The following is a 25,030-nucleotide window of genomic DNA, read 5'->3' on the forward strand; positions in this document are numbered from 1 at the left end:
CACGAGCGCCCGGCCGTGACGGTGGAGCAGCAGCGACCGCTCGAGGCGGAGCGCCCGTCCGCGCCCCTCCGGGTCGGCGTGGAGGGCGTGCTCAGCGCCTCGGGGGTGCTGCTGCTCCTCACCGGAGCGCTGGTCGTCGTCTCGGGGTGGCACCTCACCCAGGGAACCTCGGCCGTCGGAGCCGGCGACCTGCTGCGCTGGGCGCTCTCCGGGGGCTCCGACGGCTCGGGAGACGGCGCCGGCACCGGTGACGTGCTGATCGGCTCCCGGGTGCCCCGGCTGGCCGCCGGCGTCGCGGTCGGCTTCGCGCTGGGCGTCGCCGGAGCGCTGTTCCAGTCGCTCGCCCGCAACGCGCTCGCCTCGCCGGACACCCTGGCCGTCACCGGAGGCTCCTACCTGGCCGTCACGGCGGTCGCCGCCTTCGGCCTCGCCGTGCCGCTGTGGGCCTCGGGGGTCACCGCGTTCGCCGGCGGCCTGCTGGCCGCGACGCTGGTGCTCGGCCTGGCCGGCGGAGCCGGTACGGCGACCACCCGGCTGGTCCTCGCCGGGTCCGCCGTCGGCCTGGCTCTGCAGGCCGCCACCTCGGCGCTGCTCATCCTCTTCGACGAGGAGACGACCAGTCTCTTCGCCTGGGGGAGCGGCTCCCTCAGTCAGCTGGGCCTCACCGCGTTCCAGCAGGCCGCACCCGTCGTGGTCCTCGCGACCGCCGGCGCCCTGCTCCTGGGTCGCCGGCTCGACCTGCTGGGCCTCGGCGACGACAGCGCTGCGGTGCTGGGCGTGCCGGTCCGCTCCACCCGGGTCATCGGCACGCTGCTCGCGGTCCTGCTCACCGCGACCGCGGTGTCGCTGGCCGGGCCGATCGGCTTCGTCGGGCTGTTCGCGCCCGTCGTGGTCCGGATCGCCGGACGCGCAGTGCCGGCCATCAACCGGCACGCCGTGCTGGTCCCGGCCGCGGGCCTGATGGGAGCCCTCGTCGTCGTGCTCGCCGACGCGGTGGTCCGGGCGGCCCTCGGCGCCGACGAGGCCATCTCCGTCCCGACCGGCGTCACCACGACGCTGCTCGGCGCGGTCGCGATGGTGGTCCTGGCCCGACGCGGTCGCGACTCGGGGCCGGCGAAGCAGCCGCCGGCGGCGCGGGTGGGGGCGCGCAGCCAGCTCCGCTTCGTCCTCGTGCTGGTGACCACCGTCTCCGCGGTCGCCGGCGTGGCGGTGCTCGGCCTGCTCGGCGGGGACACCTGGCTGCGCACCGGGGACGTGCTGCTCTGGGTCGAGGGCTCCGCCGACCCGCTCGTCCGGTTCGCCCTCGACGAGCGGTTCCCGCGGGTCGCCGCAGCCCTGGTGGCCGGTGCCGCGCTCGCGCTGGCCGGCTCGATGGTGCAGGCCACCTGCCGCAACCCGCTGGCCGAGCCGGGGATCCTGGGCATCACGGGCGGTGCCGGCGTCGGTGCCGTCGTGGTGGTGACCGGGGTCGGGGTCACCGCCGCCGCCACGACCGGTGCCATCCTGGTCGGTGCGACGGTCGGTGCCCTGGTCGCGTTCGCGCTCGTCTACGGGCTGGCCTGGCGGCGGGGGCTGGACGCCGACCGCCTGCTGCTGATCGGCATCGGCACGTGGTACGGGTCGGTCGCGCTGACGACCTTCCTGCTGGTGCGCTCGAACCCGTGGGACACCCCCCGCATCTACACCTGGCTCTCCGGCACCACCTACGGCCGCAGCATCGACCAGGTGGTCCCCGTCGCGGTGGCCCTGGCGGTGGCCCTGCCGCTCGCGTGGGTGGTGCGGCGGGAGTTGGACCTGATGGCGCTCGACGAGGACACGCCACGGCTCGCCGGCGTCCCGCTGGAGCCGGTGCGGATGCTCGTGCTGGTCACCGCGGCGCTGCTCGCCGCGATGAGCGTCGCCGCGGTGGGGGTCGTCGGCTTCGTCGGCCTGGTCGCGCCCCACCTGACCCGTGCCCTCGTCGGCGGTCGCCACGCCCGCTCCATCCCGGTCGCGGTGCTCGTCGGCGCCCTGCTGCTCGGGCTCGCCGACCTCGTCGGCCGCACCGTCGTCGCTCCGGCGCAGGTGCCCGCCGGCCTCGTCGTCGCGCTGATCGGTGCGCCCTACTTCGTCTACCTCCTGGTGCGCTCCCGCGCCTGATGTCGGCCGGGTGCGAGACACTGCCGCCATGCCGACCTACGTCGCGTTCCTGCGCGCCATCAACCTCGGTGCCAAGCGCAAGTTCCCCAAGGAGGCGATCGTCGCCGCCACCGAGGCGGCCGGCGGCACCGGTGTCGCCACCCACATCAACACCGGCAACGTGCTGCTCACCACCCGCCTGCGGTCCCGGGAGCGGGTGGAGCAGACCCTCGAGGCGGCCTACCGCGACCACGCCGGCTTCGAGGTCCCGACCATCGCCTTCCCCGTCGCGGAGCTGCGCGCGGTCGCGGACGACGCCGCCGAGCTCGGCGCCGCGCGTCCCCGGCTCGAGCGGCACTACCTCTACCTGCTCAAGGAGGATCCCGACCCGGCGCGGGTGGCCGAGGTCGAGTCGCTCAGCGACGCGGTCAACGAGGTCGTCGTACGCCGCCGGGTCGCGCACGTGATGCTGGGTCCGGGCTACCAGGAGGGCGGCGTGGACCCCTACCGCGTCGAGCGGTCCCTCGGCGTGGTCGCGACCAACCGCAACGTCAACGTGGTCACCACCCTGGCGCGGAAGTGGTGCTCCTGACCGCCTGTGCCAGCATGGGGGTGTGATGACCGCGAGCCCCGTCATGGTCAGCGCCGTCGAGGTGGAGCCGGAGATCGAGCAGGACCTCACCCCCGACGAGGTCACGCTCGCCGACACTCCCTGGGTGACCGTCGTGTGGAACGACCCGGTGAACCTGATGTCCTACGTCACCTACGTGTTCCAGAAGCACTTCGGCTACTCGAAGAAGAAGGCGGAGAAGCTGATGATGGAGGTGCACGAGGACGGCAGGTCGGTCGTGAGCAGCGGCACCCGCGAGGAGATGGAGCGCGACGTCCAGGCGATGCACGAGTACGGCCTGTGGGCCACCCTGTCGAAGGCGGAGTGAGGCCTGGCATGTCTGGTTTCGTCCGGCACCGCCGCAGCAGGCGGATCCACGCGACGTTCGCGGTGTTCGAGGCCGACCTGCTCCGCTCGCTCGCCGCCCAGCTGGTCGAGCTGCTGCACAACGAGTCGGCGATGGCCCCCTCCGCGCTCGACCCGCTGGAGGCGATGCTCGACTTCTCCGGCCCGACCACCGAGCCCGACGACCCGGTGCTGCGCCGCCTGTTCCCGTCCGCCTATCGCGGCGACGACGAGGCGGCGGCGGAGTTCCGGCGGTTCACCGAGGGCTCCCTGCGGGACGGCAAGGCGAGCGCCGCGGCGACCGTGATCGACACCCTCGAGGAGGCGGGCCTCCCGCCCGAGCCGGGCGAGGAGGACATCACCATCGACGTGGAGCTGGACGAGCCGACGGCCCAGGTGTGGCTGCGGTCGTTCACCGACATGCGGCTGGCGCTCGGCACCCGCCTCGGCGTGGAGGAGGGCGACGAGGACCGCTGGTACTCCCTGCCCGACGACGACCCGCGCGCCCAGGCCCACCACGTGTACGAGTGGCTCGGCTTCCTGCAGGAGACCCTGGTCCGCGCCCTGGACTGAGCCGGGTCCGAACGGGTATCGCGCAGTGTCCGGGGGTCGGGCAGGAGCGGCGGCTCCTGGGCCGCCGATTAGGCTCGCCTCACCGGGACGAGTCCACCGACCCCGATCACCACCAGGGAGTGCACCGTGACCGCCATCGACGACCGCCCCGCCGCGACGCCCGCGCCGAAGGTCACCATGAGTGGCGACACCCAGTCGTGGCCCGAGCGCCTCGCGCTGGCGTCGTTCATCGCGGTCCCGTTCCTCGCCTTCCTGGCCGCCATTCCGGTCGCCTGGGGCGGCTGGCTGGGCTGGAGCGACGTGGTGATCACCGTGGTGATGTACGGCCTCACGCTCCACGGCGTGACGGTCGGCTACCACCGGCTGTTCACGCACAAGTCGTTCAAGCCCAACCGCGCGGTGAAGATCACGCTCGCGATCCTCGGCTCGATGGCGATCGAGGGGCCGGTCATCCGCTGGGTGGCCGACCACCGCAAGCACCACAAGTTCTCCGACCGCGACGGCGACCCGCACTCGCCCTGGCGCTACGGCAACAGCCTGCGCGGGCTCACCAAGGGCTTCGTGTGGGCGCACGTGGGCTGGCTGTTCGACCCCGAGCAGACGCCGATCGAGAAGTACGCGCCGGACCTCGCCAAGGACCGGGACCTGGTGCGGATCTCGCGGACGTTCTGGGTCTGGGTGCTGACCTCGCTCCTGCTTCCCCCGCTGCTCGGGTTCCTGCTCACCTGGTCGTGGCAGGGCGCGCTCACCGCGTTCTTCTGGGGCACGGTCGTGCGGATCGGTCTGATCCACCACGTGACCTGGTCGATCAACTCCATCTGTCACACCCTCGGCGAGCGGCCCTTCGCGTCGCGCGACTTCTCGGGCAACGTGTGGTGGCTGGCCATCCCGTCGGGTGGCGAGTCCTGGCACAACCTGCACCACGCCGACCCGACCTCGGCCCGGCACGGGGTCAAGAGGTGGCAGCTCGACACCTCCGCCCGGGTGATCTGGATCATGGAGAAGCTCGGCTGGGTGCGCGACGTGCGCTGGCCGACGCCGGAGCGGATCGCCGCGAAGTCCGCCCGCCCCGCCGGCTGAGGCCTGTCCGGGCCTCGGCCCGATTCCGGCCGCTGCCGGCCCAGCCCATACCCTTGACAGCGTGTTGCGCATCGACCAGGCGACGTACGACGCCATCGTGGAGCACGCCAAGCGGGACCACCCGGTGGAGGCGTGCGGGATGGTCGTCGGCCCCGCGGGGACCGGCCGACCGGAGCGCCACGTCGAGATGGTGAACGCGGCCGGCAGTCCCACCTTCTACGAGTACGACTCGACCGACCTGCTGCACCTCTACAAGGAGCTCGACGAGCGCGACGAGGAGCCGGTGGTGATCTACCACTCCCATTCCGCGACCGAGGCCTATCCGAGCGTCACCGACATCGACCTGGCCAGCGAGCCGGGGGCCCACTACGTGCTGGTCAGCACCCGCGAGCACGGGAATAACCAGGGCCCCGTGGAGTTCAGGTCCTACAGAATCATCGACGGGGTCGTCACCGAGGAAGACGTCCAGGTCGTCCCCACCCTGGCTACAGAGGAGACTGGCTGACATGGCCATCGAGGTCCGGATCCCGACCATCCTGCGCACCTACACGGGCGGCGAGAAGGCGGTCACCGCCGACGGCGCGAACCTGAGCGCGCTGATCGACTCCCTCGAGGGCGACCACCCGGGGATCAAGGACCGCCTGGTCGACAACGGCGACCTGCGGCGCTTCGTCAACATCTACATCAACGACGAGGACGTCCGCTTCATCGGCAGCCTGGACGCCGAGCTCTCCGACGGCGACCAGGTCGTCATCCTGCCGGCGGTGGCCGGCGGAGCGGGCGGTCGGGCGCTGCCGGCGGCCCGCTGACCGTGACCCGCTACGACAGCCTCCTCGCCTCCGTCGGTGGCACGCCGCTGGTGGGACTGCCGCGGCTGTCGGCGCCGTTCAACAGCGGCGGCGGACCGCAGGTGCGGATCTGGGCCAAGCTCGAGGACCGCAACCCGACCGGCTCGATCAAGGACCGGCCGGCGCTGAAGATGGTCGAGGAGGCCGAGAAGTCCGGCCTGCTCCAGCCCGGGTGCACGATCCTGGAGCCGACGTCGGGCAACACCGGCATCTCGATCGCGATGGCCGCCAAGCTCAAGGGCTACCGCTGTGTCTTCGTGATGCCGGAGAACACCTCGGAGGAGCGCCGCCAGCTGCTGCGGATGTGGGGCGCCGAGATCGTGTCCAGCCCCGCCGCGGGCGGGTCCAACGAGGCGGTCCGGGTCGCGAAGCAGATGGCCGAGGAGCACCCCGACTGGGTGATGCTCTACCAGTACGGCAACGACGCCAACGCGCTCGCGCACGAGGAGGGCACCGGCCCCGAGATCCTGGCCGACCTGCCGTCCATCACCCACTTCGTCGCCGGGCTCGGCACGACGGGCACGCTGATGGGCGTCGGCCGGTTCTTCCGCCGGGCCAAGCCGGACGTCCGGATCGTCGCCGCCGAGCCGCGCTACGGCGAGCTGGTCTACGGGCTGCGCAACCTCGACGAGGGCTTCGTGCCCGAGCTGTACGACGCCGGCCTGATCGACGGCCGGTTCTCGGTCGGCCCGCGCGACGCCGTACGACGCGTGCGCGAGCTGCTCGAGCTGGAGGGCATCTTCGCCGGCATCTCCACCGGCGCCATCCTGCACGCGGCGCTGGGCCAGGCGGCGAAGGCCGCGAAGGCGGGGGAGGCGGCCGACATCGCGTTCGTCGTCGCCGACGGCGGCTGGAAGTACCTGTCCACCGGTGCCTACGAGGGCACCGTCGACGAGGCCGAGGACCGGCTCGAGGGCCAGCTGTGGGCCTGACCCGCCGCTAGCACCAGGCTCGTCGCAGGCCGGTCACCGGCCTACCGCCAGGCCAGGTCCTGCTCCGGGTTCCAACGGCTTCCGGGCACCGGCCCGAGCCCGAGGACGTCCAGGCTCAGGTTGGCCAGCTCGCTGTTGCGGATCGGCTGCACCGGAGCGCTGAGGGTTGGCTGCTCCGTGGCACGCGGCCACGCGCGCCCCGGGTTGAGCCGGTAGAGGGGCTCGTTCGCGACGCCGGCACCCCAGACGGCGAACGGCACGCGGAAGTTCTCCGGGCGCGAGGGGTCCCCGTGCTCCTTGCTGCCGGGCACGCCGCCGTGGTCGCCGGTGAGGACGAGCACCGTGGAGGACCGGAGGTCGGCGTCGCGGCGGATCGTCCGCATCACCGAGCCGACCAGCTGGTCGACCCGCTCCACCGCCGAGAGGTAGCGCCGGCTCATCCAGCCGTGCTCGTGGCCGATGTGGTCCAGCAGCCCGAGGTGGAGGAAGGAGAGGGCCCGCCGGTTGGCGGCGAGGTCGGCGCGCAGCGCGCGGGTGACCGCGGTGTCGTCGTGCACCCGGATGACGTTCTTGTGGACCGAGCCGGGCCAGGAGCGCTCGAACAGCCAGAACTTCCGCTTGGTGGCGAAGACGGCGGTCCGTCCACCCCCGGCGTGCACGCGCTTGAACACCGAGGAGACGCGCTCCCCGGCGGCCTCGTCGACGGTCCTCTTCGTGGCGTCGTCGTTCCAGGTGACGCCGTGCCCGTCGTTGGCGCGGCGGATCGCCCGGCCGGTCACCATCGAGGTGTGGTTGGGGAGGGTGACCGTCATCTCCACCTGGGAGCGCGCGTTGGTCGTGCCCGCGCCCTGGTCGTAGATCAGCTTGTGGAGGTACGGCGTGCGGTCCCGGCCGAGCCGGCTCAGCGCCGACGGGTTGAGCCCGTCGACGGAGACGGCCACGACGTGGCGTCCGTTGACCGCCGTCTCCGCCGCCGTCGACGCCCCGTGGGAGGCCGGCGTCGCCGCGCCTCCGAGGAGTGGCAGGAGCAGGGACAGGGCGAGGGCGAGCGCAACAGCGAGCGGCCGCCCCCCGCGGCACGTCGAGATCACCCGAGAAGGGTAGGCGAGGCGGACGTGATCTCGGTCCTGAATGCCCGACCTGGCTCACCCCACGCCGTAGGCTGGCGGCGTGCGGCCCACCCACGTCGACGTCGAGGCACCGATCGGGATCTTCGATTCCGGGTTCGGGGGCCTCACTGTGGCCCGCTCGGTCATCGACCAGCTCCCGCACGAGTCGATCACCTACGTCGGCGACACCGCGCGACAGCCCTACGGCCCGAAGCCGATCGGCGAGGTCCGCGAGTACGCCCTCGAGTGCCTCGACCACCTCGTCGACCAGGGGGTGAAGGCGCTAGTCATCGCCTGCAACTCCGCCAGCGGAGCGATGCTGCGCGACGCCCGCGAGCGCTACGACGTGCCGGTCGTCGAGGTGATCCTGCCGGCGGCGCGCCGCGCGGTCGCGGCCACCCGCAACGGCCGGATCGGGGTGATCTGCACGCGCTCCACCGCGGAGTCGATGGCCTACGACGACGCGTTCGCCGCGGCCCCCCACATCAGCCTCACCACTCGGGCCTGCCCGCGGTTCGTCGACTTCGTGGAGGCGGGCGTGACCGGGGGCGACGAGCTGATCGCCGCCGCCCACGACTACCTCGACCCGCTGACCGAGCTCGGGATCGACACCCTGATCCTCGGCTGCACCCACTACCCGCTGCTCACCGGCGTCATCTCCTACGTGATGGGGGACGACGTGACCCTGGTGAGCAGCGCGGAGGAGTGCGCGAAGGACGTCTACCGGATGCTCGCCGACACCGGCCTGATGCGCTCGGGCGGCGACCCGGAGTACTCCTTCGCCACGACGGGTGCCCCGGCGGAGTTCGAGACGATCGGGCGTCGCTTCCTCGGGCCCGAGCTGGTCGCGGCCGCACAGTTCGCCGGAGGCCTCGCGTGACGGCCGCTGGACCGCCCGTGCCGGAGCGCACGATGCGGCTGACGGTCGTGGGCTGCTCCGGCTCCTACCCCGGGCCCGACTCGCCGGCCAGCTGCTACCTGGTCCAGGCGGCCGACGGGCTGCGCACCTGGAGCATCGTGCTCGACATGGGCAACGGCGCCCTCGGCGTGCTGCAGCGCTACGTCGACCCGCTCACCGTGGACGCGGTGTTCCTCAGCCACCTGCACGCCGACCACTGTGTCGACATGACCAGCTACTACGTGCTGCGCAAGTACCACCCCAGCGGCAACCAGCCCAGGATCCCGGTCTGGGGCCCCAAGGGGACGGCCAAGCGGCTCGCGAAGGCCTACGACCTGCCCCGCACCCCCGGGATGCGCGAGGAGTTCGACTTCCACCGCTACCGCGAGCCGGTCCGGGTGGGACCGTTCGGCGTCGAGCCGTTCGCGGTCGACCACCCCGTGCCGGCGTACGGCCTGCGGATCACCGCCTTCGGCCGGACGCTCGCCTACAGCGGCGACACCGGCCCGACGCCCGCCCTGCTCGAGCTCGCGGCGGACGCCGACCTGTTCCTCTGCGAGGCGTCCTTCCGCGCCGGCGACGACAACCCCCCGAGCCTGCACCTCACCGGCCAGGAGGCCGGCGAGGTCGCGACGCAGGCCCGCGCGAAGCGACTCGTGGTCACCCACGTGCCGCCGTGGCACGACGCGCAGGGAATCCTCAACGAGGCGACCAAGGCGTACGACGGCCCCACCGACCTGGCGTCGATGGGCGCGATCTACGACGTCTGACCGCCACCCGGCGCCCGGTCGAGCTGGCCGGCGTCGTGCACGCAGATCGCGATCTGCACCCGGTTGGTGACGCCGAGCTTCTCGAAGAGGCGCGACACGTGGCCCTTCACGGTCGGCACCGACAGGTGCAGCGCCGACGCGATCTCGGCGTTGGACAGCCCCCGCCCGACCGCGCGGGCCACGTCGAGCTCCCGGTCGGTGAGCCGAGCGAGGAGGCGCTGCGCCCGGCCGGCGCGGTCGTCCTCGGTGCCCAACCGGATCCGGTCGATCAGCGTGCGGGTCACCGACGGCGACAGCATCGGGTCGCCGTCGGCCACCTTGCGCAGGGCGGCCACGATGTCGGCCGGTGGAGTGTCCTTGAGCAGGAACCCGTCGGCCCCGGCCGCGAGGGCGCCGACCACGTGGTCGTCGGCGTCGAAGGTGGTCAGCACGATCACGTGCGGCGGGTCCGCCGTGGCGTGCAGCTCTCGGGTGGCGGCGAGGCCGTCCAGGCGGGGCATCCGGATGTCCATCAGCACCACGTCGGGGCGCAGCTCGCGCACCAGGGCGACGCCGGCCCTGCCGTCGCCGGCCTCCCCGACGACGGCGATGTCGGGCTGACCGCCCAGCATGAGCGTGAGCGCCGAGCGCACCAACGGGTCGTCGTCGACCACGACCACCCGGATCGGACCGGTCACCGGGTCGCCTCCTCCTTGTCGGCGGCGTCGGCGGCGTCCGCGGCGTCGGCGGCCCAGGGCAGCCAGGCGTGGAGCAGGAAAACCGGGGCGGCGGTACCGCGCCCCTCCACACCGTGCACCAGCCAGCCGCCACGCAGCTCGGCCCGCTCGGCCAGGCCGACCAGCCCCAGTCCGGCGCCCGGCGTCCGGGTCGGCCCGAAACCGACGGCGTTGCGCAGCTCCACGTCCACACCCTCCTCGACGCTGCCGCTCACCCGGATCCGGAGCGTCGAGCGCGGGGCGTGCTTGGCGGCGTTGGTGATCCCCTCCTGCACGATGCGGTAGATGGTGCGGCCGACCACGTCGGGCAGCGGCGCGTCGGGGGCCAGCCCGTCGTCGTACTCGATGATCCCGCCCGCCGCCCGGGCGTCGGCCACCAGCGCCGGGACGTCGCAGTACGTCGGCTGGGGGCCGGTCGCGGCGGCGCCGGCCTCGGTGTCGCGCAACACCCCGAGCACCTCGCGCAGGTCGGTCAGCGCCTCGTGGGCCTTCTCGCGGATGACGCCCGCGCTGCTGCGCATCTCCTCGGCCGTCAGGTCCGCGCGGTAGGTCAGCGCGCCGGCGTGCAGCGAGATCTGCGAGATCCGGTGGGCCAGCACGTCGTGCATCTCGCGAGCGATCCGGGCGCGCTCGGTGGAGCGGGCCTGCGCCGCCCGGAGGTCGCGCTCCGCCTCGGCCGTCTCGGCGCGCTGGCGCAGCGTCCAGATCAGCTCGCGACGGGAGCCGATGAACATCCCCCAGCCCAACGAGGCAGCGATGGCCACGATCGTGACGCTGGCGGTGACCCACCAGGGCTCCGCGTCGGAGACCGGCTGGACGGCGTAGTAGGCGGCGTTCATGACGAGGCTCAGCAGCGCTACGACCAGCAGCTCGCCCCAGCGACGGCGGGTGGCGACCGACACCACGGCCAGGGTGATCGCCCCACCGGCCAACGAGCTGATCGGCGTCAGCAGCACCGCGACGACCGCCACGGTCATCGGCCACCGCCGGCGCCACCAGACCAGCACCAGGGCGAGCACCCCCACGACCAGGTCGAGCCAGAACAGGATCGGGCGATCCTCGACCTGCCGCTCGACGACGGGCAGCCAGGCGACCAGACCGATCAGCAGGGCGAGCGCATAGCGCCACAGGTGGCTGTACCACCGCAGCGGCGGCTGGTAGTCGCGCGGTGCCGGGCCGTCCATGACCCCGAGGCTAGGCGGCCGCGGACCCTCCCGTCAGCGGCGTACGGCTCCGGACGACCCCTACTTTGGTCGGGACCCGGTCGCGACGCGGGTCCCATGCGTCGCCGCAACGCCGTCGGGCAGGCTAGGCCCATGATCACCGTCGATCGCCTCACCAAGACCTACGGCGGCTTCACCGCCGTGGACGACATCAGCTTCGCGTGCCGGCCGGGGCGGGTCACCGGGTTCCTGGGCCCCAACGGCGCGGGCAAGACGACCACGATGCGGGTGATGGTGGGCCTCACGCCCGCAACCCGTGGCTCGGCCACCATCGGGGGCCTCCACTACCACGACATCCCCAACCCGGGTCGCCACGTCGGCACCCTCCTCGACGCCTCCGCCCAGCACGCCGGCCGCACCGGTCGGGAGATCCTGACCCTCGGCGCCCAGACGATGGGCCTGCCGCGGTCCCGCGTCGACGAGATGCTCGAGCTGGTCGGCCTCACCGACACCGAGGCCAAGCGGCGTCTGCGCAACTACTCCCTCGGCATGCGTCAGCGGCTCGGCATCGCGCACGCGCTGCTCGGGGACCCGCAGGTGCTGATCCTCGACGAGCCGGCGAACGGCCTGGACCCGGCCGGGATCCGGTGGATGCGCGGCCTGCTCAAGGGGTACGCCGACCGCGGCGGCACCGTGCTGCTGTCCAGTCACCTGCTGCACGAGGTGGAGCAGATCGCCGACGAGATGATCCTCATCGGGCACGGCCGGATCGTCGCCCAGGGCGACCGCAAGTCGCTGCTGGCGTCGGCGAAGGGCGCTGCCACGGCCCTGGTCACCGCGACCGACAACGAGGCGCTCAGCGCCGCCCTGGCGCGAGCCGGCCACGCCGTCGAGCCGATGGGCGAGGGGCTCCGCGTGCAGGCCACCACCGAGGAGGTCGGCCGGGCGGCACTCGCCGGTGGTGTCGTGCTCACCGACCTGCGCTCCGGCGGGGCCGGCCTGGAGGACCTGTTCCTCGAGCTCACGTCCGGCACCCAGCGCGACGCCGTGCCCGGCGGCGTCCAGCACGCGCACATGCCGCCGATGCCGGCGATGCCGCCCGTCGACTCACCCAGCACTCCGACCGGAGGTTCCCACCGATGACCACCGCACCCACGGCCCCGCCCCCCACCCTCGACGTCTCGGGCACCCCGCCGACCCCGTTCCACCGGCTGGTGCGGGTCGAGTGGCGCAAGATGCTCGACACCCGCGGAGGGTTCTGGCTCCTGGCGAGCACGGCCATCCTCATCGCCCTGACGATGGCGGTGCTGATCCTCATCGTCGCGCTCAACGACAGCGTGATCGAGTTCGACGCCGGCATCCTGGCGCAGATCTTCACCTATCCCATCTCGCTGCTGGTCCCGGTGTTCGGCGTGCTGATCGTCACCAGCGAGTGGAGTCAGCGAACGGCCATGGTGACGTTCGCGCTGGAGCCGAAGCGCGTCAAGGTGGTGGCGGCCAAGCTGGTGGCGGTGGCGCTGCTCGCCGTGGCGACCCTGGCCCTCGCCGTCGTGATCGGGTCGTTCACCAACCTCCTGGTCGCCGCCATCGACGGCTACGACCCGGTCTGGGACCTCGCGGCCGGCCGGTTCTTCTGGATCCTGATGGTCCAGCTGGCGTTCTTCGCGATGGGCTTCGCGCTGGGCACGCTGCTGCTGAACACCCCGGGTGCGATCGCCGTCTACTACGTCGTGGCGCTGATGCTCCCGTTGATCCTGTGGCCCATCCTCTTCGCCGTGTTCGACTGGGCGCGCGACATCCTGCCCTGGGTCGAGATCAACACCGCCTCCGCGCCTCTCACGGCCGGCACGAACTACCTGGGCGAGGAGGTCGAGGTGGGGGCCAAGGAGTACCTCCAGTTCTTCACGAGCTCCTTGCTCTGGGTCGGGCTCCCGCTCGCGCTCGGCATCGCCCGCCTCCTGCGGGCCGAGGTGAAGTAGCCGCTCGCTAGGTTGGGTGCATGAGCACCCGCGAGGACGGCCGCGCCGACGACGAGCTGCGGCCGGTGACGATCACCCGGAACTGGCTCGACCACCCGGCGGGCTCGGTGCTGATCGAGTTCGGCCGGACCCGGGTGCTCTGCGCCGCGTCCGCCTCCGAGGGCGTGCCCCGGTGGCGCAAGGGCTCCGGCCTGGGCTGGGTGACGGCGGAGTACGCCATGCTCCCGGCGGCCACCAACACCCGGTCGGACCGGGAGTCGGTGAAGGGTCGCATCGGGGGCCGCACCCACGAGATCTCCCGGTTGATCGGCCGGTCGCTGCGGGCGGTCATCGACGACAAGGCGCTCGGCGAGAACACCATCCAGATCGACTGCGACGTCCTCCAGGCCGACGGCGGCACGCGGACCGCCGCGATCACCGGTGCCTACGTCGCCCTCGCCGACGCCTGCGCCACGCTGGGCGTCCCGGCCGCGCTGACCGGCTCGGTGGCCGCCATCAGCGTCGGCATCATCGACGGAGTGCCGCGGCTGGACCTCCCGTACGTCGAGGACGTGCGCGCCGAGACCGACATGAACGTGGTGATGACCGGCGCCGGCAGCTTCGTCGAGGTGCAGGGCACCGCCGAGGGCGCGGCGTTCGACCGCGCCGAGCTCGACGCGCTCCTGGACCTGGCCGAGAAGGGCTGCGCCGACCTGACCAGGATGCAGCGCGACGCGCTGGCGGGGTGACGGTGTCGGCACCCACCCTGCTCGTCGCGTCCCGCAACGCCAAGAAGCTCGAGGAGATGCGGCGGATCCTCGCCGGGCACCTCGCGTCCGTGCGGGTCGTCGGGCTCGACGACGTGGAGGCCTTCGCCGAGCCGGTGGAGGACCAGCCGACGTTCGAGGGCAACGCCCTGCTCAAGGCACGCGCAGGCGTGGCGGCGACCGGTCTGCCGACCCTCGCCGACGACTCCGGTCTCTGCGTCGACGCCCTGAACGGCATGCCCGGCGTGCTGTCCGCGCGTTGGAGCGGGCCGCCCCGCAGCGACGACCGCAACAACGAGCTGCTGCTCGCCCAGCTCGGCGACGTGCCCGACGCTCGCCGGTCCGCGCACTTCACCTGTGCCGTCGCCCTCGTCCACCCGGACGGCCGCGAGATCGCCGTCGAGGGGCGGATGGAGGGACGCGTCGTCCGCGCGCCGCGGGGGAGCGGCGGGTTCGGCTACGACGTGGTGTTCGAGGCCGACGACTTCCCGGGCCGGACGACGGCGGAGCTGAGTCGTGCGGAGAAGGACGCCATCTCCCACCGCGGCAGGGCGTTGCGGGAGATCGCCCCGCTCGTCGCGCAGCTGCTCAGCTGAGCCGGTCTCGGCGCACGACTCTCACAACAGCTCGGTCGGCTCCAGGTCGCCGGGGTGTGCCGGCGCCGCGCAGTCCCGGTCCTCCACCGCGCAGTGCCAGGTCCACAGGGCCTGTCCCGCCAGCACCAGGGCCAGCGCCGCCAGCGCCAGCCCGAACGTCGAGGTGGCGACGAACGGCGTGAGCAGGGAGGTCGTCAATGCGTTGAACATCAGCGCGATGAACGACGCGAACGACACGACCGCACCCCGACGGTCCGGGAAGAGGTCGAGCATCAGCAGCTGCGTGGTCGGATAGGTCATGCCGTTGCCCAGCGCCAGCAGGCTCGGGCCGACGATCGCCCACGGCATGGTGGCCTCGAGAGGTGAGGACGCCAGGCCCACCCCGAGCAGCCCGCCGCCCGTGGCGATCCCGCAGCCGAGGGTGACCAGCCGCCGGGCGGTGATCCGGCCGGCGGCCCGGCCGCACAGCCACGAGCCCAGCATCATGGAGCCGATCATCGGCACGAAGAACTTCCAGAAGTCCAGCTCGCCCATGCCGAGCAGGTCGACCACGAAGATGGCCGCCCCGCCGATGTAGAGGAACTGGGCGCCGAAGAGCAGGGCGGTCGCCCAGGCCAGCCGCTGGAACGCCGCCCGCCGCCCGACGTCACCGATGCCACGGCCGACCTCACGCACGCGCAGCGGCACCCGGGCGGCCGGTGGGTGCGTCTCCGGCAGCACCACGAGCACGGTGAGGATGAGGGCGACGCCGAGCGCGCCCTGGAACACGAACACCAGCGGCCACGGCCCGGCCTGGAGGAGCAGCCCGCCGATCACCGGGCCGATCGCCGGCGCGATGCCGAAGATGACCGCCACCCGGCTCATCAGCCGCTGGGCGGTCGGCCCCTCGAAGAGGTCGCGCACGACGGTGCGGCTCACGATCGTCGCGCCGCCCGCGCTGAGGCCCTGGATCGCACGGAAGACCAGCAGCACCCCGAGGCTCGGGGCCAGGGCGCACCCGACCGACGCGGCGACGTACACCACGATCGAGCCGACGATCACCGGGCGGCGCCCCACCGCGTCGGAGAGCGGACCGTGGAACATGCTCATCGCGGCGAACGCGGCGAGGTAGACGGTGACCACGAGCTGCAGCGCACGCGCGTCGACCCCGAAGTCGCGCCCCATCGCGGGGAACGCGGGGAACGGGGTGTCGATGCTGAACGGCCCGAGCATCGACAGCGAGGCGAGGACGACGGGGATCGCGACCGTCAGCCGCAGGGACCTCCGCTCGTCGTGCACCGCGCAAGCCTAGGGGTGCCGGAGGCGGGACTCGAACCCGCACGCCCTGGGGCACAGGTACCTAAAACCTGCGTGTCTGCCAGTTCCACCACTCCGGCGTGGCCGGCGGCACGGGGGCCGCCGGCGGCTGGGTCAATCTGGGTCAATCCTGGGTCGCCCTGGGTCACTCGGCCCACTGCCAGGTCGACAGGATGTCGTCGAACCTGGTCAGCACCTCCTCGTCGCCCTCCTTGAGGGAGGCGGTGATCGAGTAGCCCTTGTCCCCGCTGATCACCAGGTGGGCGCGCTGCTTGACGGCGACGCCCGAGTCGTTGGTGCGGCTGATCTCCACGCCGAGGGCGGTCTGGCCGTCGATCGCCCGGTTGGGGATGTCGGTGACCTGGGCGCTGGGGTCCGACGACACCAGCGCCTTCTTCCAGTCCTCCTTGAGGTCGTTGGGGTCGGTCGAGCCGTACGCCGACTGGGTCTCCACGATGATGTTGCCGCGCGCGGTGTTGAACGAGTCGCCCCACAGGATCACCCGGTCGAGGGTCGCCAGGCCCGGGTTGTTGCTCTTGAACTCCTCGGTGCCGTCCGACCAGCCCTCGGGGACCTGCACGGTGTAGCCGGTGCCCTCGATCGTCGGACCGCCCAGGTCGGTCGGCTCGGTGGTCTCCGACGTCGGGTCGTCGGCCTTGGGGTCGTCGTCCCCGCCGGTGAGGGCGATGATGCCGACGATTCCCGCGATGATCAGGACCAACCCCGCGACCGCCACCCCGACGACCAGTCCGGTCCTGCTCTTCCGCGGTGGCTGCGGCGACCACCCGCCACCGGAGTACGGCGCCTGCGGGCTGCCGTAGCCGGCGCCGCCGGACTGGTGATGCACCCCGGCCGCCGGCGAGTGGACCGGGTGCTGCGGCGACTGGACCGGCGACTGGGCCGGCGACTGGGCCGGCGAGTGGACCGGGTGCTGCGGCGACTGGATCGGCGGCTGGCCCGGCGACTGGCCCGGTGACTGGATCGGCGCCGTCCCCCCGGGACCGTGGTGCGGCGGTGCCGCGGTGGCGGCCTCCGGGTCCAGGCCGGTCACCAGCTGCTCGGGCACCTTGCCCAGGGCGAAGCCGAGCACCGCCACCGCCCACTGGCACCCCCGCACGTCGGCCGAGCCTCGGTCGCGGGCCAGTCGCTGGCCCGCGGACTCCACGGCGTCGGCGGGCGCGGCGCCGCTGCTCAGCATGGTCAGCATGCCGTCGAGCGCTCCGAGGCGGACCGCGTCGGTCAGCAGGTTGATCGTGCCGCTCGACGCCTGGCCCTCGTCGAGGTAGTCGTCGAGCGACCCGCGGAACGCGCCGGCGTCGCGGAACAGCTCGTGCCCGTGGTCGCGCGCGAGGTCGGCGAGGGCCTGGTGCAGCTTCATCGGTGTCCTTCTGTGTTGACCGGGTCGGGGGTCTGGTGCCGGAACGGACCTGTCTGGTTCTACCTGGGTCTTCTTGGATCTTCTTGGACCGAACGGACCTAGGCGGCTGGCCCGGAGAGCCCGAGGTCCTTGCGCAGCTTGGCGACGTGGCCCGTCGCCTTCACGTTGTACTGCGCGACCTCCACCCGTCCGTCGGTGTCGACGACGAAGGTCGACCGGATCACGCCCTGGACGATCTTGCCGTACAGCTTCTTCTCGCCGTAGGCACCGTAGGCCTCGTGGACGGCCAGCTCGGGGTCGGAGAGCAGGGTGATCGTCAGCCCGTCGCGCTCGCGGAACTTCGCGAGCCGGGAGGTGGCGTCCTTGGAGATCCCCACCACGGTGTAGCCGGCGGCCTGCAGAGAGTCCAGGGAGTCGGTGAAGTCGCAGGCCTGCTTCGTGCACCCGGGCGTCATGGCGGAGGGGTAGAAGTAGACGATGACCTTCCGGCCCTCCTTCAGCAAGGAGTACAGGCCCACCTCGTCACCGGTGTCGGAGGGGAGGCTGAAGTCGGGGGCGGGGTCGCCGGGGGAGAGGCGGACCGGGTCGCTCATGGTGCGGACTCCTGACACGGGTGTGTTGTTGCAAGTTCCATGCAATAAGGTGGGGAATGCTCGTGACCATCTAACTACCCCGCGAGCAGCCCCTCGAACACCGGACACAGGAGTGCCGCCCCGATGCACGTCCCCGACGGATTCTTCGACGCACCGACGTCGGTCGCGACCGGAGTCGTCGCCGCCGCCGCCGTCGGCGTCGCGCTGCGCAAGGCCCGTGCCGAGCTCGACGACCGCACCGCGCCCATGGCCGGTCTGGTGGCTGCCTTCGTCTTCGCCGGACAGATGATGAACTTCCCGGTCGGTGCCGGCACGAGCGGCCACCTGCTGGGCGGTGCGCTCGCCGCGGTGCTGGTCGGCCCGTGGACGGCAGCGCTGTGCATCAGCGTGGTGCTGATGGTGCAGGCCCTCTTCATGGCCGACGGCGGCATCACGGCGCTCGGCACCAACATCACCCTGATGGCGGTCGTGGGGGTCCTCGTCGGCTACGCCGTCTTCCGCGCCGCGCTCCTGGTGATGCCGCGTGACGTCGGCTCCGTGCCGGTGGCCGCCGCGGTCGGGGCGCTGCTCTCGGTGCCGGCGGCCGCCGTGGCCTTCACGCTCCTCTTCGCGGTCGGCGGCACGGCCGACATCTCCTTCGGCACCGTGCTGGCCGCGATGGTGGGGTGGCACACCGTGATCGGGTTCGGCGAGGCCGCGATCACCGGCCTGGTGGTCGCGGCGGTCGTCGCGTCGCGTCCGGACCTCGTCCGCGGTGCCCGCGGCATGCGTGGCGCCCGGTCCGCGCTCGTGGTCGACGGCAGCACCGAGGAGGTCGCCGCATGAGCCGGCGCTGGTTCCTCGTCACCGGCGTGGTCATCGCGCTTCTCGTGGCCGGCGTCGGCTCCTACTACGCCAGCGCGCAGCCCGACGGCCTGGAGTACGTCGCCGAGCAGACCGGCTTCCTGGACTCCGCCGAGGACAGCCCTGCCGCGGACAGTCCCTTCGCCGACTACGGCACCAAGGGCGTCGAGGACGCCCGCCTGGGCGGCGGCATCGCCGGCGTCGTCGGCGTGCTCGTCACCCTGCTGCTCGCCGGCGGCCTCGCGCTGCTGCTGCGGCGGCGACCGCGCGAGCAGCGACCCGATGAGGCCTGAGCACCGGATCCTCCTGCTCCTGGCCTTCGTGCTGGTCGTGGTGGCGACGCCACGTGAGTGGTTCCCCGTGTTCGGCGGCTACCTGACGCTGGTGCTCGGCGTCGCCGCGGCGGCCCGCGTCTCCTTCCGCCGGCTGGCGAGGGGCACCGTCATCGAGGTCCCCTTCCTGGTGTTCGCCGCGATGATGCCGTTCGTGGTCCGTGGGCCCGAGGTCGAGGTGCTCGGGGTCGGCCTCAGCGAGCCGGGACTGCTCGCCGCGTGGGGGCTGGCGGCGAAGGGCACCCTCGGGGTGCTCGCGTCCCTCACCCTCGCCGCGACCACCGAGCCGGTCGCGGTGCTGACCGGGCTCCAGCGGCTGCGCGTGCCGGACCTGATCGTGCAGATCATGGGCTTCATGATCCGCTACCTCTCGGTCGTCGCCGGCGACCTGCAGCGGATGTTGACCGCGATGCGGTCCCGAGGCGTCGACCCTCGCTCGCCGCGGCACTGGCCGGCGCTGGCGCGTACGCTCGGTGCGCTGTTCGTGCGGTCCTACGAGAGGGGTGAGCGGGTGCACCTGGCGATGCTGTCGCGCGGCTACGACGGCCGCCTCCCGGAGCGCGCCACGTGACGCCGACCCTGGACGTGCGGGGGCTGGCCTTCGCCTACCCCGACGGCCACCAGGCCCTGTTCGGCGTGGACCTGCACGTGCACCCCGGGGAGCGGGTCGCGCTGCTCGGGCCCAACGGCGCCGGCAAGACCACGCTCGTCCTCCACCTCAACGGCATCCTCTCGGCGGAGTCCGGCAACGGTGCCGGGTCGGTGACGGTCAGCGGCCTCCCGGTCACCAAGCAGCACCTGCTCGAGATCCGCCGCCGGGTCGGCATCGTCTTCCAGGACCCCGACGACCAGCTGTTCATGGGCACCGTGCGCGCCGACGTGGCCTTCGGCCCCGCCAACCTGGGGCTCAAGGGCGCGGCGCTCGAGCGGCGGGTGATGGACGCGCTCGACCGGGTCGGGATGGCGTCGTACGCCGACCGGCCTCCCCACCACCTCTCCTACGGGCAGCGGCGGCGGGTCGCGGTCGCGACGGTGCTGGCGATGGAGCCGGAGATCCTGGTGCTCGACGAGCCGAGCTCCAACCTCGACCCGGCGTCGCGTCGCGAGCTCGCCGACATCGTCCGCAGCCTCGACGTGACGCTGCTGATGGTCACCCACGACCTGCCCTACGCGCTCGAGCTGTGCCCGCGGTCGATCGTGCTGAGCGAGGGCCGGGTGGTCGCCGACGGCTCGACCTACGACGTGCTGACCGACGACGCCCTGATGCGCGCCCACCGGCTCGAGCTCCCCTGGGGGTTCGACCCGCGCTCGATTGATAGCCTGCCGGGGTGAGCAACTCCCCCTCTGAAATCGAGCGTGAGATCGAGGAGGCGCGCGAGCGCCTCGCTGGGACGATCGACCAGCTCCTCTACCGCTCGCACCCCAAGACGATCCTGCAGCGCGAGATCGCCCAGGTGAAGGCGCACTACGTCGATCCGGAGACGGGCGAGCCGCGCACCGACAACATCCTCAAGACGGCGGGCGGCGTGATCGGCGTGGTCGCCCTGATGATCGTCCTGCGCAAGATCACCAGCTAGAGGCGTGTCCGACAAGACCCCCATCAAGATGCTGCACGACCGCATCTTGTGCGAGACCGAGGCCGACGCCGGCGAGCGGCGGTCGACCGGCGGCATCGTCATCCCCGCGACGGCGGCGATGGGTGCCCGGCGCCTCGCCTGGTCGCGGGTGGTCGCGGTCGGTCCCCACTGCCGCACCGTCGTGGTCGGCGACAAGGTCCTCTACGACCCCGAGGACAAGGCCGAGGTCGAGGTGTCCGGCGAGCTCTACGTCGTGATGCGCGAGCGTGACATCCACGCCGTCGCGGCCGAGCGCCTCGGCGACGAGGCCGCCGGGCTGTATCTCTGAGCCACCTCCGCGGTCAGACCCGGAGCCACTCCAGGACCGCCCGCACGCGCCGGTTCGCGTCCATGTCGGCCGGCAGGTCGAGCTTGGTGAAGATGCTGTTGATGTGCTTGGCGACGGCCTTCTCGGTGATGAAGAGACTGGCCGCGATGCCGGCGTTGCTGCGACCCTCCGCCATCTGGGCCAGCACCTCGCGCTCACGGGGCGTGAGCCGGTCGATCGGTGCGTCGCCGCGGCGGGCGAGCACCGTGGCGACCACCTCGGCGTCCAGCACGGTCCCCCCGGCCGCGACCCGGCGCAGGGCGTCGACGAACTCCGCCACGTCGGAGACCCGGTCCTTGAGCAGGTAGCCCACCGCGCCGTCCCCGCTGGCGAGCAGCTCCCGCGCATAGAGGTGCTCGACGTACTGCGAGAGCACCAGCACGGGGAAGCCTGGCCGCCGGGCCCGGGCGGCGATCGCTGCCCGCAGGCCTTCGTCGGTGAAGGTCGGCGGCATCCGGACGTCGACGACGGCGGCGTCCACGTCGGGCTGGAGCAGCGCGGCCTCCAGCGCCGGAGCGTTGTCGACGGAGGCGACGACGGCGAAGCCGTGCCCCTCCAGCAGCTGGGTCAGTCCTGCCCGGAGCAGGGCGTGGTCTTCGGCGAGGACAAGACGCACGGAACCTCCAGGCGGGTCGTCGTCGGGCCACCGGGCGGGCTCGACACGGTCATGGTGCCGTCGAACGCTGCCAGCCGGGCGGCCACCCCTGCCATGCCCGTGCCCCTCCTCGGGTCGGCGCCGCCGATGCCGTCGTCGCCGACGACCGCTCGCATCACCGAGCCGTCGTGGTGGAGGTGCACCCAGGCCCGTCCGGCGCCGGCGTGCTTGGCGGTGTTGGCCAGGCACTCGGCGACGGCGAAGTAGAGCGCCGACTCCACCGGAGCCGGCGGGCGCCCGTCAAAGGCCAGCCGGAGGTCGACCGGGATCGCCAGGTCGAGGGCCAGCGCGCGCACCGCCCCGTGGAGGCCTCGGTCGGCGAGGATCGGCGGGTGGATCCCGCGGACCACGTCGCGCAGCTCGCCGAGGGCCGCCCGGGAGGTCGTCCGTGCCTCGTTGAGCAGCCGCCGGGCCTGCGCGGGGTCGGCCTCGAAGAGGCTGTCGGCCATGCCGAGGCTCAGCGACACCGACGCCAGCCGCGCCTGAGGGCCGTCGTGCAGGTCGCGCTCGATCCGGCGCAGCTCCGCCGCGGAGAGGTCGACCACCCCGGCCCGGGTCTCGGTCAGCTGCTGCACCCGCTGCTCCAGCGCCTCGGTGTGGCCGATGGTGAGGAGGACCCGGTCCACGTGGGCGCGGCCGCGCATGATCGGCCCGACGCCGTACCACCAGATGCCGGTGGTCACCACGCCCAGCAGCGACACCAGCGTCAGCAGGGACGCGGCGACACCGAGCGTCATCGCCCACAGCATCCAGGCGACGTCGCGCCAGGTCGCCGGGTCGAGTGCCTGGATCCGCAGGCGCCGGAGAGGTCCGCCCGCGGTCGGGAGGTACGGCGAGGGCAGCGGCGCGCCCAGCGATCGGCCCGCCGTCCAGCGGTGGACGTCGGCGACGGCGCGGCTCGCGGGGACGACCGCGAGGAGCAGCAGCACGCCGACCCACACCACCACGAGCACGCTGCTGACCACCAGCAGCACGAAGCACAGCGCGACGGGGACGAAGAGGAGCAGGTGGAGGGCGGCGAACCCGGTCAGCGCGAGACGCCCCGCACGCTCGGTCGTCCTCGACCCGACCGGCTCCACCGACTCGACCGGTTCCACTGACGCCACCGGCCCATCCTCTCGTGTCGGACCGACGCGCGCAGTGGTGCTGGCACCACCGCGGCGCGGGACTCCGCACCCCTGACCGCGCCCGGCGGGCTCGCGAGGCTGGCACCACTGGCGCGGGGCCCCGGTCCTGGGCCGTTCCCCCCGTTTCCCGAAGGAGCTCGCCATGTCCCTCAAGGTCCCGCTGACCGCGGTCCCCATCCGTGCTGCCCGATGGAGTGCCCTGCATCCGTGGCGGGCCATCGGCTGCTGGGCCGTGTTCGTGGTCGCCGCCGTCGCGCTGGCCGTCGCGATCCCGACCGAGGAGCCGGCCGACGCCGACTACCGGGTCGGGGAGTCGGGCCGCGCCGATGCCCTGCTCGCCGAGTCCGGCCTCGCTGCCGCACCGTCCGAGAGCGTCCTGGTCACCTCCCGCTCGGGCGGGTCGCTGGACCCGGCGGACGCGCAGGCGGCAGCCGCCGAGGTGGGTGAGCGGCTCCGCGGGCTCGACGGCGTCGTGGAGGTGGGCGACGCCGTGGCGAGCCCGGACGACACCGCCCTCCTGGTGCCCGTCGAGCTCGAGAACGGCGACATGGAAGCCGCCCCGTTGGTCGACGCCGTGGCCGAGGTCCAGGCCGACCACCCCGACCTCGCCCTCGCCACCGCGGGCGACGTCACCGTGGACGCCGCCATCGACGAGCGCGTCGGCGACGACCTCGCCCGCGCCGAGCTGACCAGCATCCCGGTGACGCTGGTGCTGATGCTGATCGCCTTCGGCGCCCTGGTCGCGGCCGGGCTGCCCGTGCTGCTCGCCGGCACCAGCGTCGCGGCGACCCTGGGCATCAGCGCTCCCCTGTCGCACCTGGTGGCGGCAGAGCCCACGGTGAGCAGCATGATCGTGCTGATCGGGATGGCCGTGGGCGTCGACTACTCGCTGTTCTACCTCAAGCGCGAGCGGCAGGAACGCGCGGCGGGCCGGACCACGCTCGACGCCGTGGAGATCGCTGCCGAGACCTCCGGCCACGCCATCCTGGTCTCGGGCGGAGCGGTGATCGCCGCCCTCGCCGGCCTCTACGTGATGGGCGACCCCACCTTCGACTCCCTGGCCACCGGCGCGATCGTGGTGGTCGCGGTCGCGGTGCTCGGCTCGATCACCGTGCTTCTCGCGCTCCTCGTGAAGCTGGGGCGCTGGGTCGACCGGCCGCGGGTCCCGCTGCTGTGGCGCCTGAACCGGCGGATCGGCCACGGTGGGATCAGCAGCCGGCTGCTCGACCCGGTGGTGCGGCATCCCGTCGCCGCGCTGGTCGCCGCCGGCGTGGTGGTCGGCGTGCTCGCCGTGCCCGCGCTCGGCATGAGGACGCACACCGCCAACCTCGAGACCCTGCCGGACGACCTCCCGGCCGCGCAGACACTGCGGACGCTCTCCGCCGCCTTCCCGTCCGAGGGCACCACGGCCGCCGTGGTCGCCACCGCGGAGCCGGGCGAGCAGGCGGACGTCGCTGCGGCCCTCACCCGCCTGGAGTCGTCAGCGGTGGCGACGGGTGACTTCACCGCCGTGGGCGAGGCCCCGACGGCATCGGCCGACTCCACGACCACCGTGCTCAGGCTGGCCATGCCGTACGACGAGTCGGACGACCGCGCCGCGGAGGCGATCACGGAGCTGCGCACGCTGACCAGGTCGGAGCTGGCCGGGGCGGGCGCCGTCGAGTGGGCGGTGGGAGGCGACGCCGCGGAGTCGCTGGACTACACCGAGAAGCAGGGCGACCGGCTGCCGCTGATGATCGGGTTCGTCCTGCTGCTCACGATGCTGATGATGGGCGCTGCCTTCCGCAGCGTCCCGCTCGCACTCGTCTCCACCGTGCTGAACCTCGCGTCGGTGGGCGTCGCGTTCGGGCTGCTGGCCGTGGTGTTCCAGCACGGCGTGGGGGAGTCGCTGCTCGACTTCACCAGCCCGGGATTCGTCATCAGCTGGATCCCGGTCTTCGTGATGGTCGTCCTCGTCGGGCTGTCCATGGACTACCACGTGTTCGTGCTCAGCAGGATCCGCGAGCTCGTCGAGCGCGGCGTGCCCACGCGACTCGCGGTGCGTCGCGGGATCGCGGACACGGCCGGGGTGGTCACCAGTGCGGCGGTGGTGATGGTCTCGGTCTTCGCCCTCTTCGCCACGCTGTCGATGCTGGAGATGAAGATGATGGGCGTCGGCCTCGCCGGTGCCATCCTGCTCGACGCGACACTGGTGCGGCTGGTCGTGCTCCCGGCCGTGCTGGTCCTGCTCGGGGACCGCGCCTGGTGGCCCCGCCGGGTCGGGCGCGCGGCGCTCGCGGGCACCGCACCGGCCGGCGCCGACACCGCACCGACGGCACCCGGGCCGGGGGTGCCCGCGCAGGGGGCGCCCGCCGGGCGGGCGTAACGCACGTCACCTGC

Annotated in this window: 29 protein-coding genes and 1 tRNA gene; 21 read left to right on the forward strand and 9 right to left on the reverse strand. The window is 72.8% G+C overall.

Annotated elements, in window-relative coordinates; translation table 11 throughout:
- Positions 1 to 15: 15 nt before the first annotated feature.
- The 8 genes from ACPOLA_RS02360 to ACPOLA_RS02395 all read left to right on the forward strand — a co-directional run bounded on the left by ACPOLA_RS02360 (position 16) and on the right by ACPOLA_RS02395 (position 6,506).
- Positions 16 to 2,139: an iron ABC transporter permease gene (locus ACPOLA_RS02360; RefSeq protein WP_435768781.1), complete on the forward strand. Its 2,124-nt coding sequence runs from the start codon at positions 16 to 18 to the stop codon at positions 2,137 to 2,139.
- A 28-nt stretch (positions 2,140 to 2,167) separates the two neighbouring features.
- Entirely contained in the window at positions 2,168 to 2,710 is a 543-nt protein-coding gene (locus ACPOLA_RS02365; protein WP_435768782.1) for a DUF1697 domain-containing protein, read from the forward strand.
- 25 nt (positions 2,711 to 2,735) lie between these two features.
- Positions 2,736 to 3,056 (forward strand): ATP-dependent Clp protease adapter ClpS, encoded by a 321-nt coding sequence (gene clpS, locus ACPOLA_RS02370; RefSeq protein WP_435768783.1) that lies wholly within the window; start codon positions 2,736 to 2,738, stop codon positions 3,054 to 3,056.
- An 8-nt stretch (positions 3,057 to 3,064) separates the two neighbouring features.
- Positions 3,065 to 3,646: a DUF2017 domain-containing protein gene (locus tag ACPOLA_RS02375; RefSeq protein ID WP_435768784.1), complete on the forward strand. Its 582-nt coding sequence runs from the start codon at positions 3,065 to 3,067 to the stop codon at positions 3,644 to 3,646.
- 126 nt (positions 3,647 to 3,772) lie between these two features.
- Positions 3,773 to 4,726, forward strand: coding sequence for an acyl-CoA desaturase (locus tag ACPOLA_RS02380; protein ID WP_435768785.1), 954 nt, complete (start codon positions 3,773 to 3,775; stop codon positions 4,724 to 4,726).
- Between the two features lie 61 nt (positions 4,727 to 4,787).
- Positions 4,788 to 5,231: a M67 family metallopeptidase gene (locus tag ACPOLA_RS02385; RefSeq protein WP_435768786.1), complete on the forward strand. Its 444-nt coding sequence runs from the start codon at positions 4,788 to 4,790 to the stop codon at positions 5,229 to 5,231.
- 1 nt (position 5,232) lies between these two features.
- Entirely contained in the window at positions 5,233 to 5,535 is a 303-nt protein-coding gene (locus ACPOLA_RS02390) for a MoaD/ThiS family protein (protein WP_435768787.1), read from the forward strand.
- 2 nt (positions 5,536 to 5,537) lie between these two features.
- On the forward strand, positions 5,538 to 6,506 hold the full coding sequence (locus ACPOLA_RS02395; protein ID WP_435768788.1) for a PLP-dependent cysteine synthase family protein: 969 nt from the start codon (positions 5,538 to 5,540) through the stop codon (positions 6,504 to 6,506).
- Positions 6,507 to 6,547: 41 nt separating this feature from the next.
- Here the strand turns inward: ACPOLA_RS02395 and ACPOLA_RS02400 are convergent, their stop codons facing one another.
- Positions 6,548 to 7,597, reverse strand: coding sequence for an alkaline phosphatase family protein (locus ACPOLA_RS02400; RefSeq protein ID WP_435768789.1), 1,050 nt, complete (start codon positions 7,595 to 7,597; stop codon positions 6,548 to 6,550).
- A gap of 79 nt (positions 7,598 to 7,676) precedes the next feature.
- On the opposite strand from ACPOLA_RS02400, the gene murI reads away from it, so the two are divergent.
- Positions 7,677 to 8,495: a glutamate racemase gene (murI, locus tag ACPOLA_RS02405; protein ID WP_435768790.1), complete on the forward strand. Its 819-nt coding sequence runs from the start codon at positions 7,677 to 7,679 to the stop codon at positions 8,493 to 8,495.
- Positions 8,492 to 9,283: an MBL fold metallo-hydrolase gene (locus ACPOLA_RS02410; protein ID WP_435768791.1), complete on the forward strand. Its 792-nt coding sequence runs from the start codon at positions 8,492 to 8,494 to the stop codon at positions 9,281 to 9,283. Before murI ends, ACPOLA_RS02410 begins: the two co-directional genes overlap by 4 nt.
- Here the strand turns inward: ACPOLA_RS02410 and ACPOLA_RS02415 are convergent.
- Together ACPOLA_RS02415 and ACPOLA_RS02420 are read right to left on the reverse strand one after the other, a co-directional pair.
- Positions 9,271 to 9,960: a response regulator gene (locus tag ACPOLA_RS02415; RefSeq protein ID WP_435768792.1), complete on the reverse strand. Its 690-nt coding sequence runs from the start codon at positions 9,958 to 9,960 to the stop codon at positions 9,271 to 9,273. The genes ACPOLA_RS02410 and ACPOLA_RS02415 overlap by 13 nt on opposite strands.
- A complete protein-coding gene (locus tag ACPOLA_RS02420) occupies positions 9,957 to 11,183 on the reverse strand; it encodes a sensor histidine kinase (RefSeq protein WP_435768793.1) in 1,227 nt (408 codons plus the stop codon). Before ACPOLA_RS02420 ends, ACPOLA_RS02415 begins: the two co-directional genes overlap by 4 nt.
- 132 nt (positions 11,184 to 11,315) lie before the next feature.
- Here ACPOLA_RS02420 and ACPOLA_RS02425 point away from each other — a divergent pair, with 132 nt between their 5' ends.
- From ACPOLA_RS02425 to rdgB, 4 genes are read left to right on the forward strand one after another with little or no spacing between them, the layout of a single operon-like run.
- Positions 11,316 to 12,305 carry an ABC transporter ATP-binding protein gene (locus ACPOLA_RS02425; protein ID WP_435768794.1) on the forward strand — a complete coding sequence of 330 codons (990 nt, stop codon included), beginning with the start codon at positions 11,316 to 11,318 and terminating at the stop codon, positions 12,303 to 12,305.
- A complete protein-coding gene (locus tag ACPOLA_RS02430) occupies positions 12,302 to 13,141 on the forward strand; it encodes an ABC transporter permease (protein ID WP_435768795.1) in 840 nt (279 codons plus the stop codon). The genes ACPOLA_RS02425 and ACPOLA_RS02430 overlap by 4 nt, the downstream gene beginning before the upstream one ends.
- 20 nt (positions 13,142 to 13,161) lie before the next feature.
- On the forward strand, positions 13,162 to 13,869 hold the full coding sequence (gene rph / locus ACPOLA_RS02435; RefSeq protein WP_435768796.1) for a ribonuclease PH: 708 nt from the start codon (positions 13,162 to 13,164) through the stop codon (positions 13,867 to 13,869).
- Positions 13,870 to 13,871: 2 nt separating this feature from the next.
- On the forward strand, positions 13,872 to 14,483 hold the full coding sequence (gene rdgB / locus ACPOLA_RS02440; RefSeq protein WP_435768797.1) for an RdgB/HAM1 family non-canonical purine NTP pyrophosphatase: 612 nt from the start codon (positions 13,872 to 13,874) through the stop codon (positions 14,481 to 14,483).
- A 21-nt stretch (positions 14,484 to 14,504) separates the two neighbouring features.
- Here the strand turns inward: rdgB and ACPOLA_RS02445 are convergent, their stop codons facing one another.
- The 4 genes from ACPOLA_RS02445 to bcp all read right to left on the reverse strand — a co-directional run bounded on the left by ACPOLA_RS02445 (position 14,505) and on the right by bcp (position 17,750).
- On the reverse strand, positions 14,505 to 15,761 hold the full coding sequence (locus tag ACPOLA_RS02445; protein ID WP_435768798.1) for a multidrug effflux MFS transporter: 1,257 nt from the start codon (positions 15,759 to 15,761) through the stop codon (positions 14,505 to 14,507).
- A gap of 16 nt (positions 15,762 to 15,777) precedes the next feature.
- Positions 15,778 to 15,859 (reverse strand) — tRNA-Leu (locus ACPOLA_RS02450).
- 65 nt (positions 15,860 to 15,924) lie between these two features.
- Positions 15,925 to 17,157 (reverse strand): hypothetical protein, encoded by a 1,233-nt coding sequence (locus tag ACPOLA_RS02455; protein WP_435768799.1) that lies wholly within the window; start codon positions 17,155 to 17,157, stop codon positions 15,925 to 15,927.
- A 98-nt stretch (positions 17,158 to 17,255) separates the two neighbouring features.
- Positions 17,256 to 17,750: a thioredoxin-dependent thiol peroxidase gene (bcp, locus tag ACPOLA_RS02460; RefSeq protein WP_435768800.1), complete on the reverse strand. Its 495-nt coding sequence runs from the start codon at positions 17,748 to 17,750 to the stop codon at positions 17,256 to 17,258.
- 123 nt (positions 17,751 to 17,873) lie between these two features.
- Between bcp and ACPOLA_RS02465 the strand changes: the two genes are divergently transcribed.
- From ACPOLA_RS02465 to ACPOLA_RS02490, 6 genes are read left to right on the forward strand one after another with little or no spacing between them, the layout of a single operon-like run.
- A complete protein-coding gene (locus ACPOLA_RS02465; RefSeq protein WP_435768801.1) occupies positions 17,874 to 18,575 on the forward strand; it encodes an energy-coupling factor ABC transporter permease in 702 nt (233 codons plus the stop codon).
- Positions 18,572 to 18,886 carry a PDGLE domain-containing protein gene (locus ACPOLA_RS02470; protein ID WP_435768802.1) on the forward strand — a complete coding sequence of 105 codons (315 nt, stop codon included), beginning with the start codon at positions 18,572 to 18,574 and terminating at the stop codon, positions 18,884 to 18,886. The genes ACPOLA_RS02465 and ACPOLA_RS02470 overlap by 4 nt, the downstream gene beginning before the upstream one ends.
- On the forward strand, positions 18,876 to 19,496 hold the full coding sequence (gene cbiQ, locus ACPOLA_RS02475) for a cobalt ECF transporter T component CbiQ (protein ID WP_435768803.1): 621 nt from the start codon (positions 18,876 to 18,878) through the stop codon (positions 19,494 to 19,496). The genes ACPOLA_RS02470 and cbiQ overlap by 11 nt, the downstream gene beginning before the upstream one ends.
- Positions 19,493 to 20,257, forward strand: coding sequence for an energy-coupling factor ABC transporter ATP-binding protein (locus tag ACPOLA_RS02480; RefSeq protein WP_435768804.1), 765 nt, complete (start codon positions 19,493 to 19,495; stop codon positions 20,255 to 20,257). Before cbiQ ends, ACPOLA_RS02480 begins: the two co-directional genes overlap by 4 nt.
- Complete coding sequence (locus tag ACPOLA_RS02485) at positions 20,254 to 20,502, forward strand: DUF3618 domain-containing protein (RefSeq protein WP_435768805.1); 249 nt, start codon at positions 20,254 to 20,256, stop codon at positions 20,500 to 20,502. The genes ACPOLA_RS02480 and ACPOLA_RS02485 overlap by 4 nt, the downstream gene beginning before the upstream one ends.
- A 4-nt stretch (positions 20,503 to 20,506) precedes the next feature.
- Positions 20,507 to 20,830, forward strand: a complete 324-nt coding sequence (locus ACPOLA_RS02490) for a GroES family chaperonin (protein ID WP_435768806.1) — start codon at positions 20,507 to 20,509, stop codon at positions 20,828 to 20,830.
- A gap of 13 nt (positions 20,831 to 20,843) precedes the next feature.
- Here the strand turns inward: ACPOLA_RS02490 and ACPOLA_RS02495 are convergent, their stop codons facing one another.
- Both ACPOLA_RS02495 and ACPOLA_RS02500 read right to left on the reverse strand, forming a co-directional pair.
- Entirely contained in the window at positions 20,844 to 21,485 is a 642-nt protein-coding gene (locus ACPOLA_RS02495) for a LuxR C-terminal-related transcriptional regulator (RefSeq protein ID WP_435768807.1), read from the reverse strand.
- Entirely contained in the window at positions 21,437 to 22,630 is a 1,194-nt protein-coding gene (locus ACPOLA_RS02500; protein WP_435768808.1) for a sensor histidine kinase, read from the reverse strand. Before ACPOLA_RS02500 ends, ACPOLA_RS02495 begins: the two co-directional genes overlap by 49 nt.
- Before the next feature lie 163 nt (positions 22,631 to 22,793).
- Here ACPOLA_RS02500 and ACPOLA_RS02505 point away from each other — a divergent pair, with 163 nt between their 5' ends.
- Positions 22,794 to 25,016, forward strand: coding sequence for an MMPL family transporter (locus tag ACPOLA_RS02505; RefSeq protein ID WP_435768809.1), 2,223 nt, complete (start codon positions 22,794 to 22,796; stop codon positions 25,014 to 25,016).
- Positions 25,017 to 25,030 lie beyond the last annotated feature (14 nt).

This window comes from Nocardioides proteolyticus (genome assembly GCF_051280635.3).
Taxonomy (GTDB): domain Bacteria; phylum Actinomycetota; class Actinomycetes; order Propionibacteriales; family Nocardioidaceae; genus Nocardioides.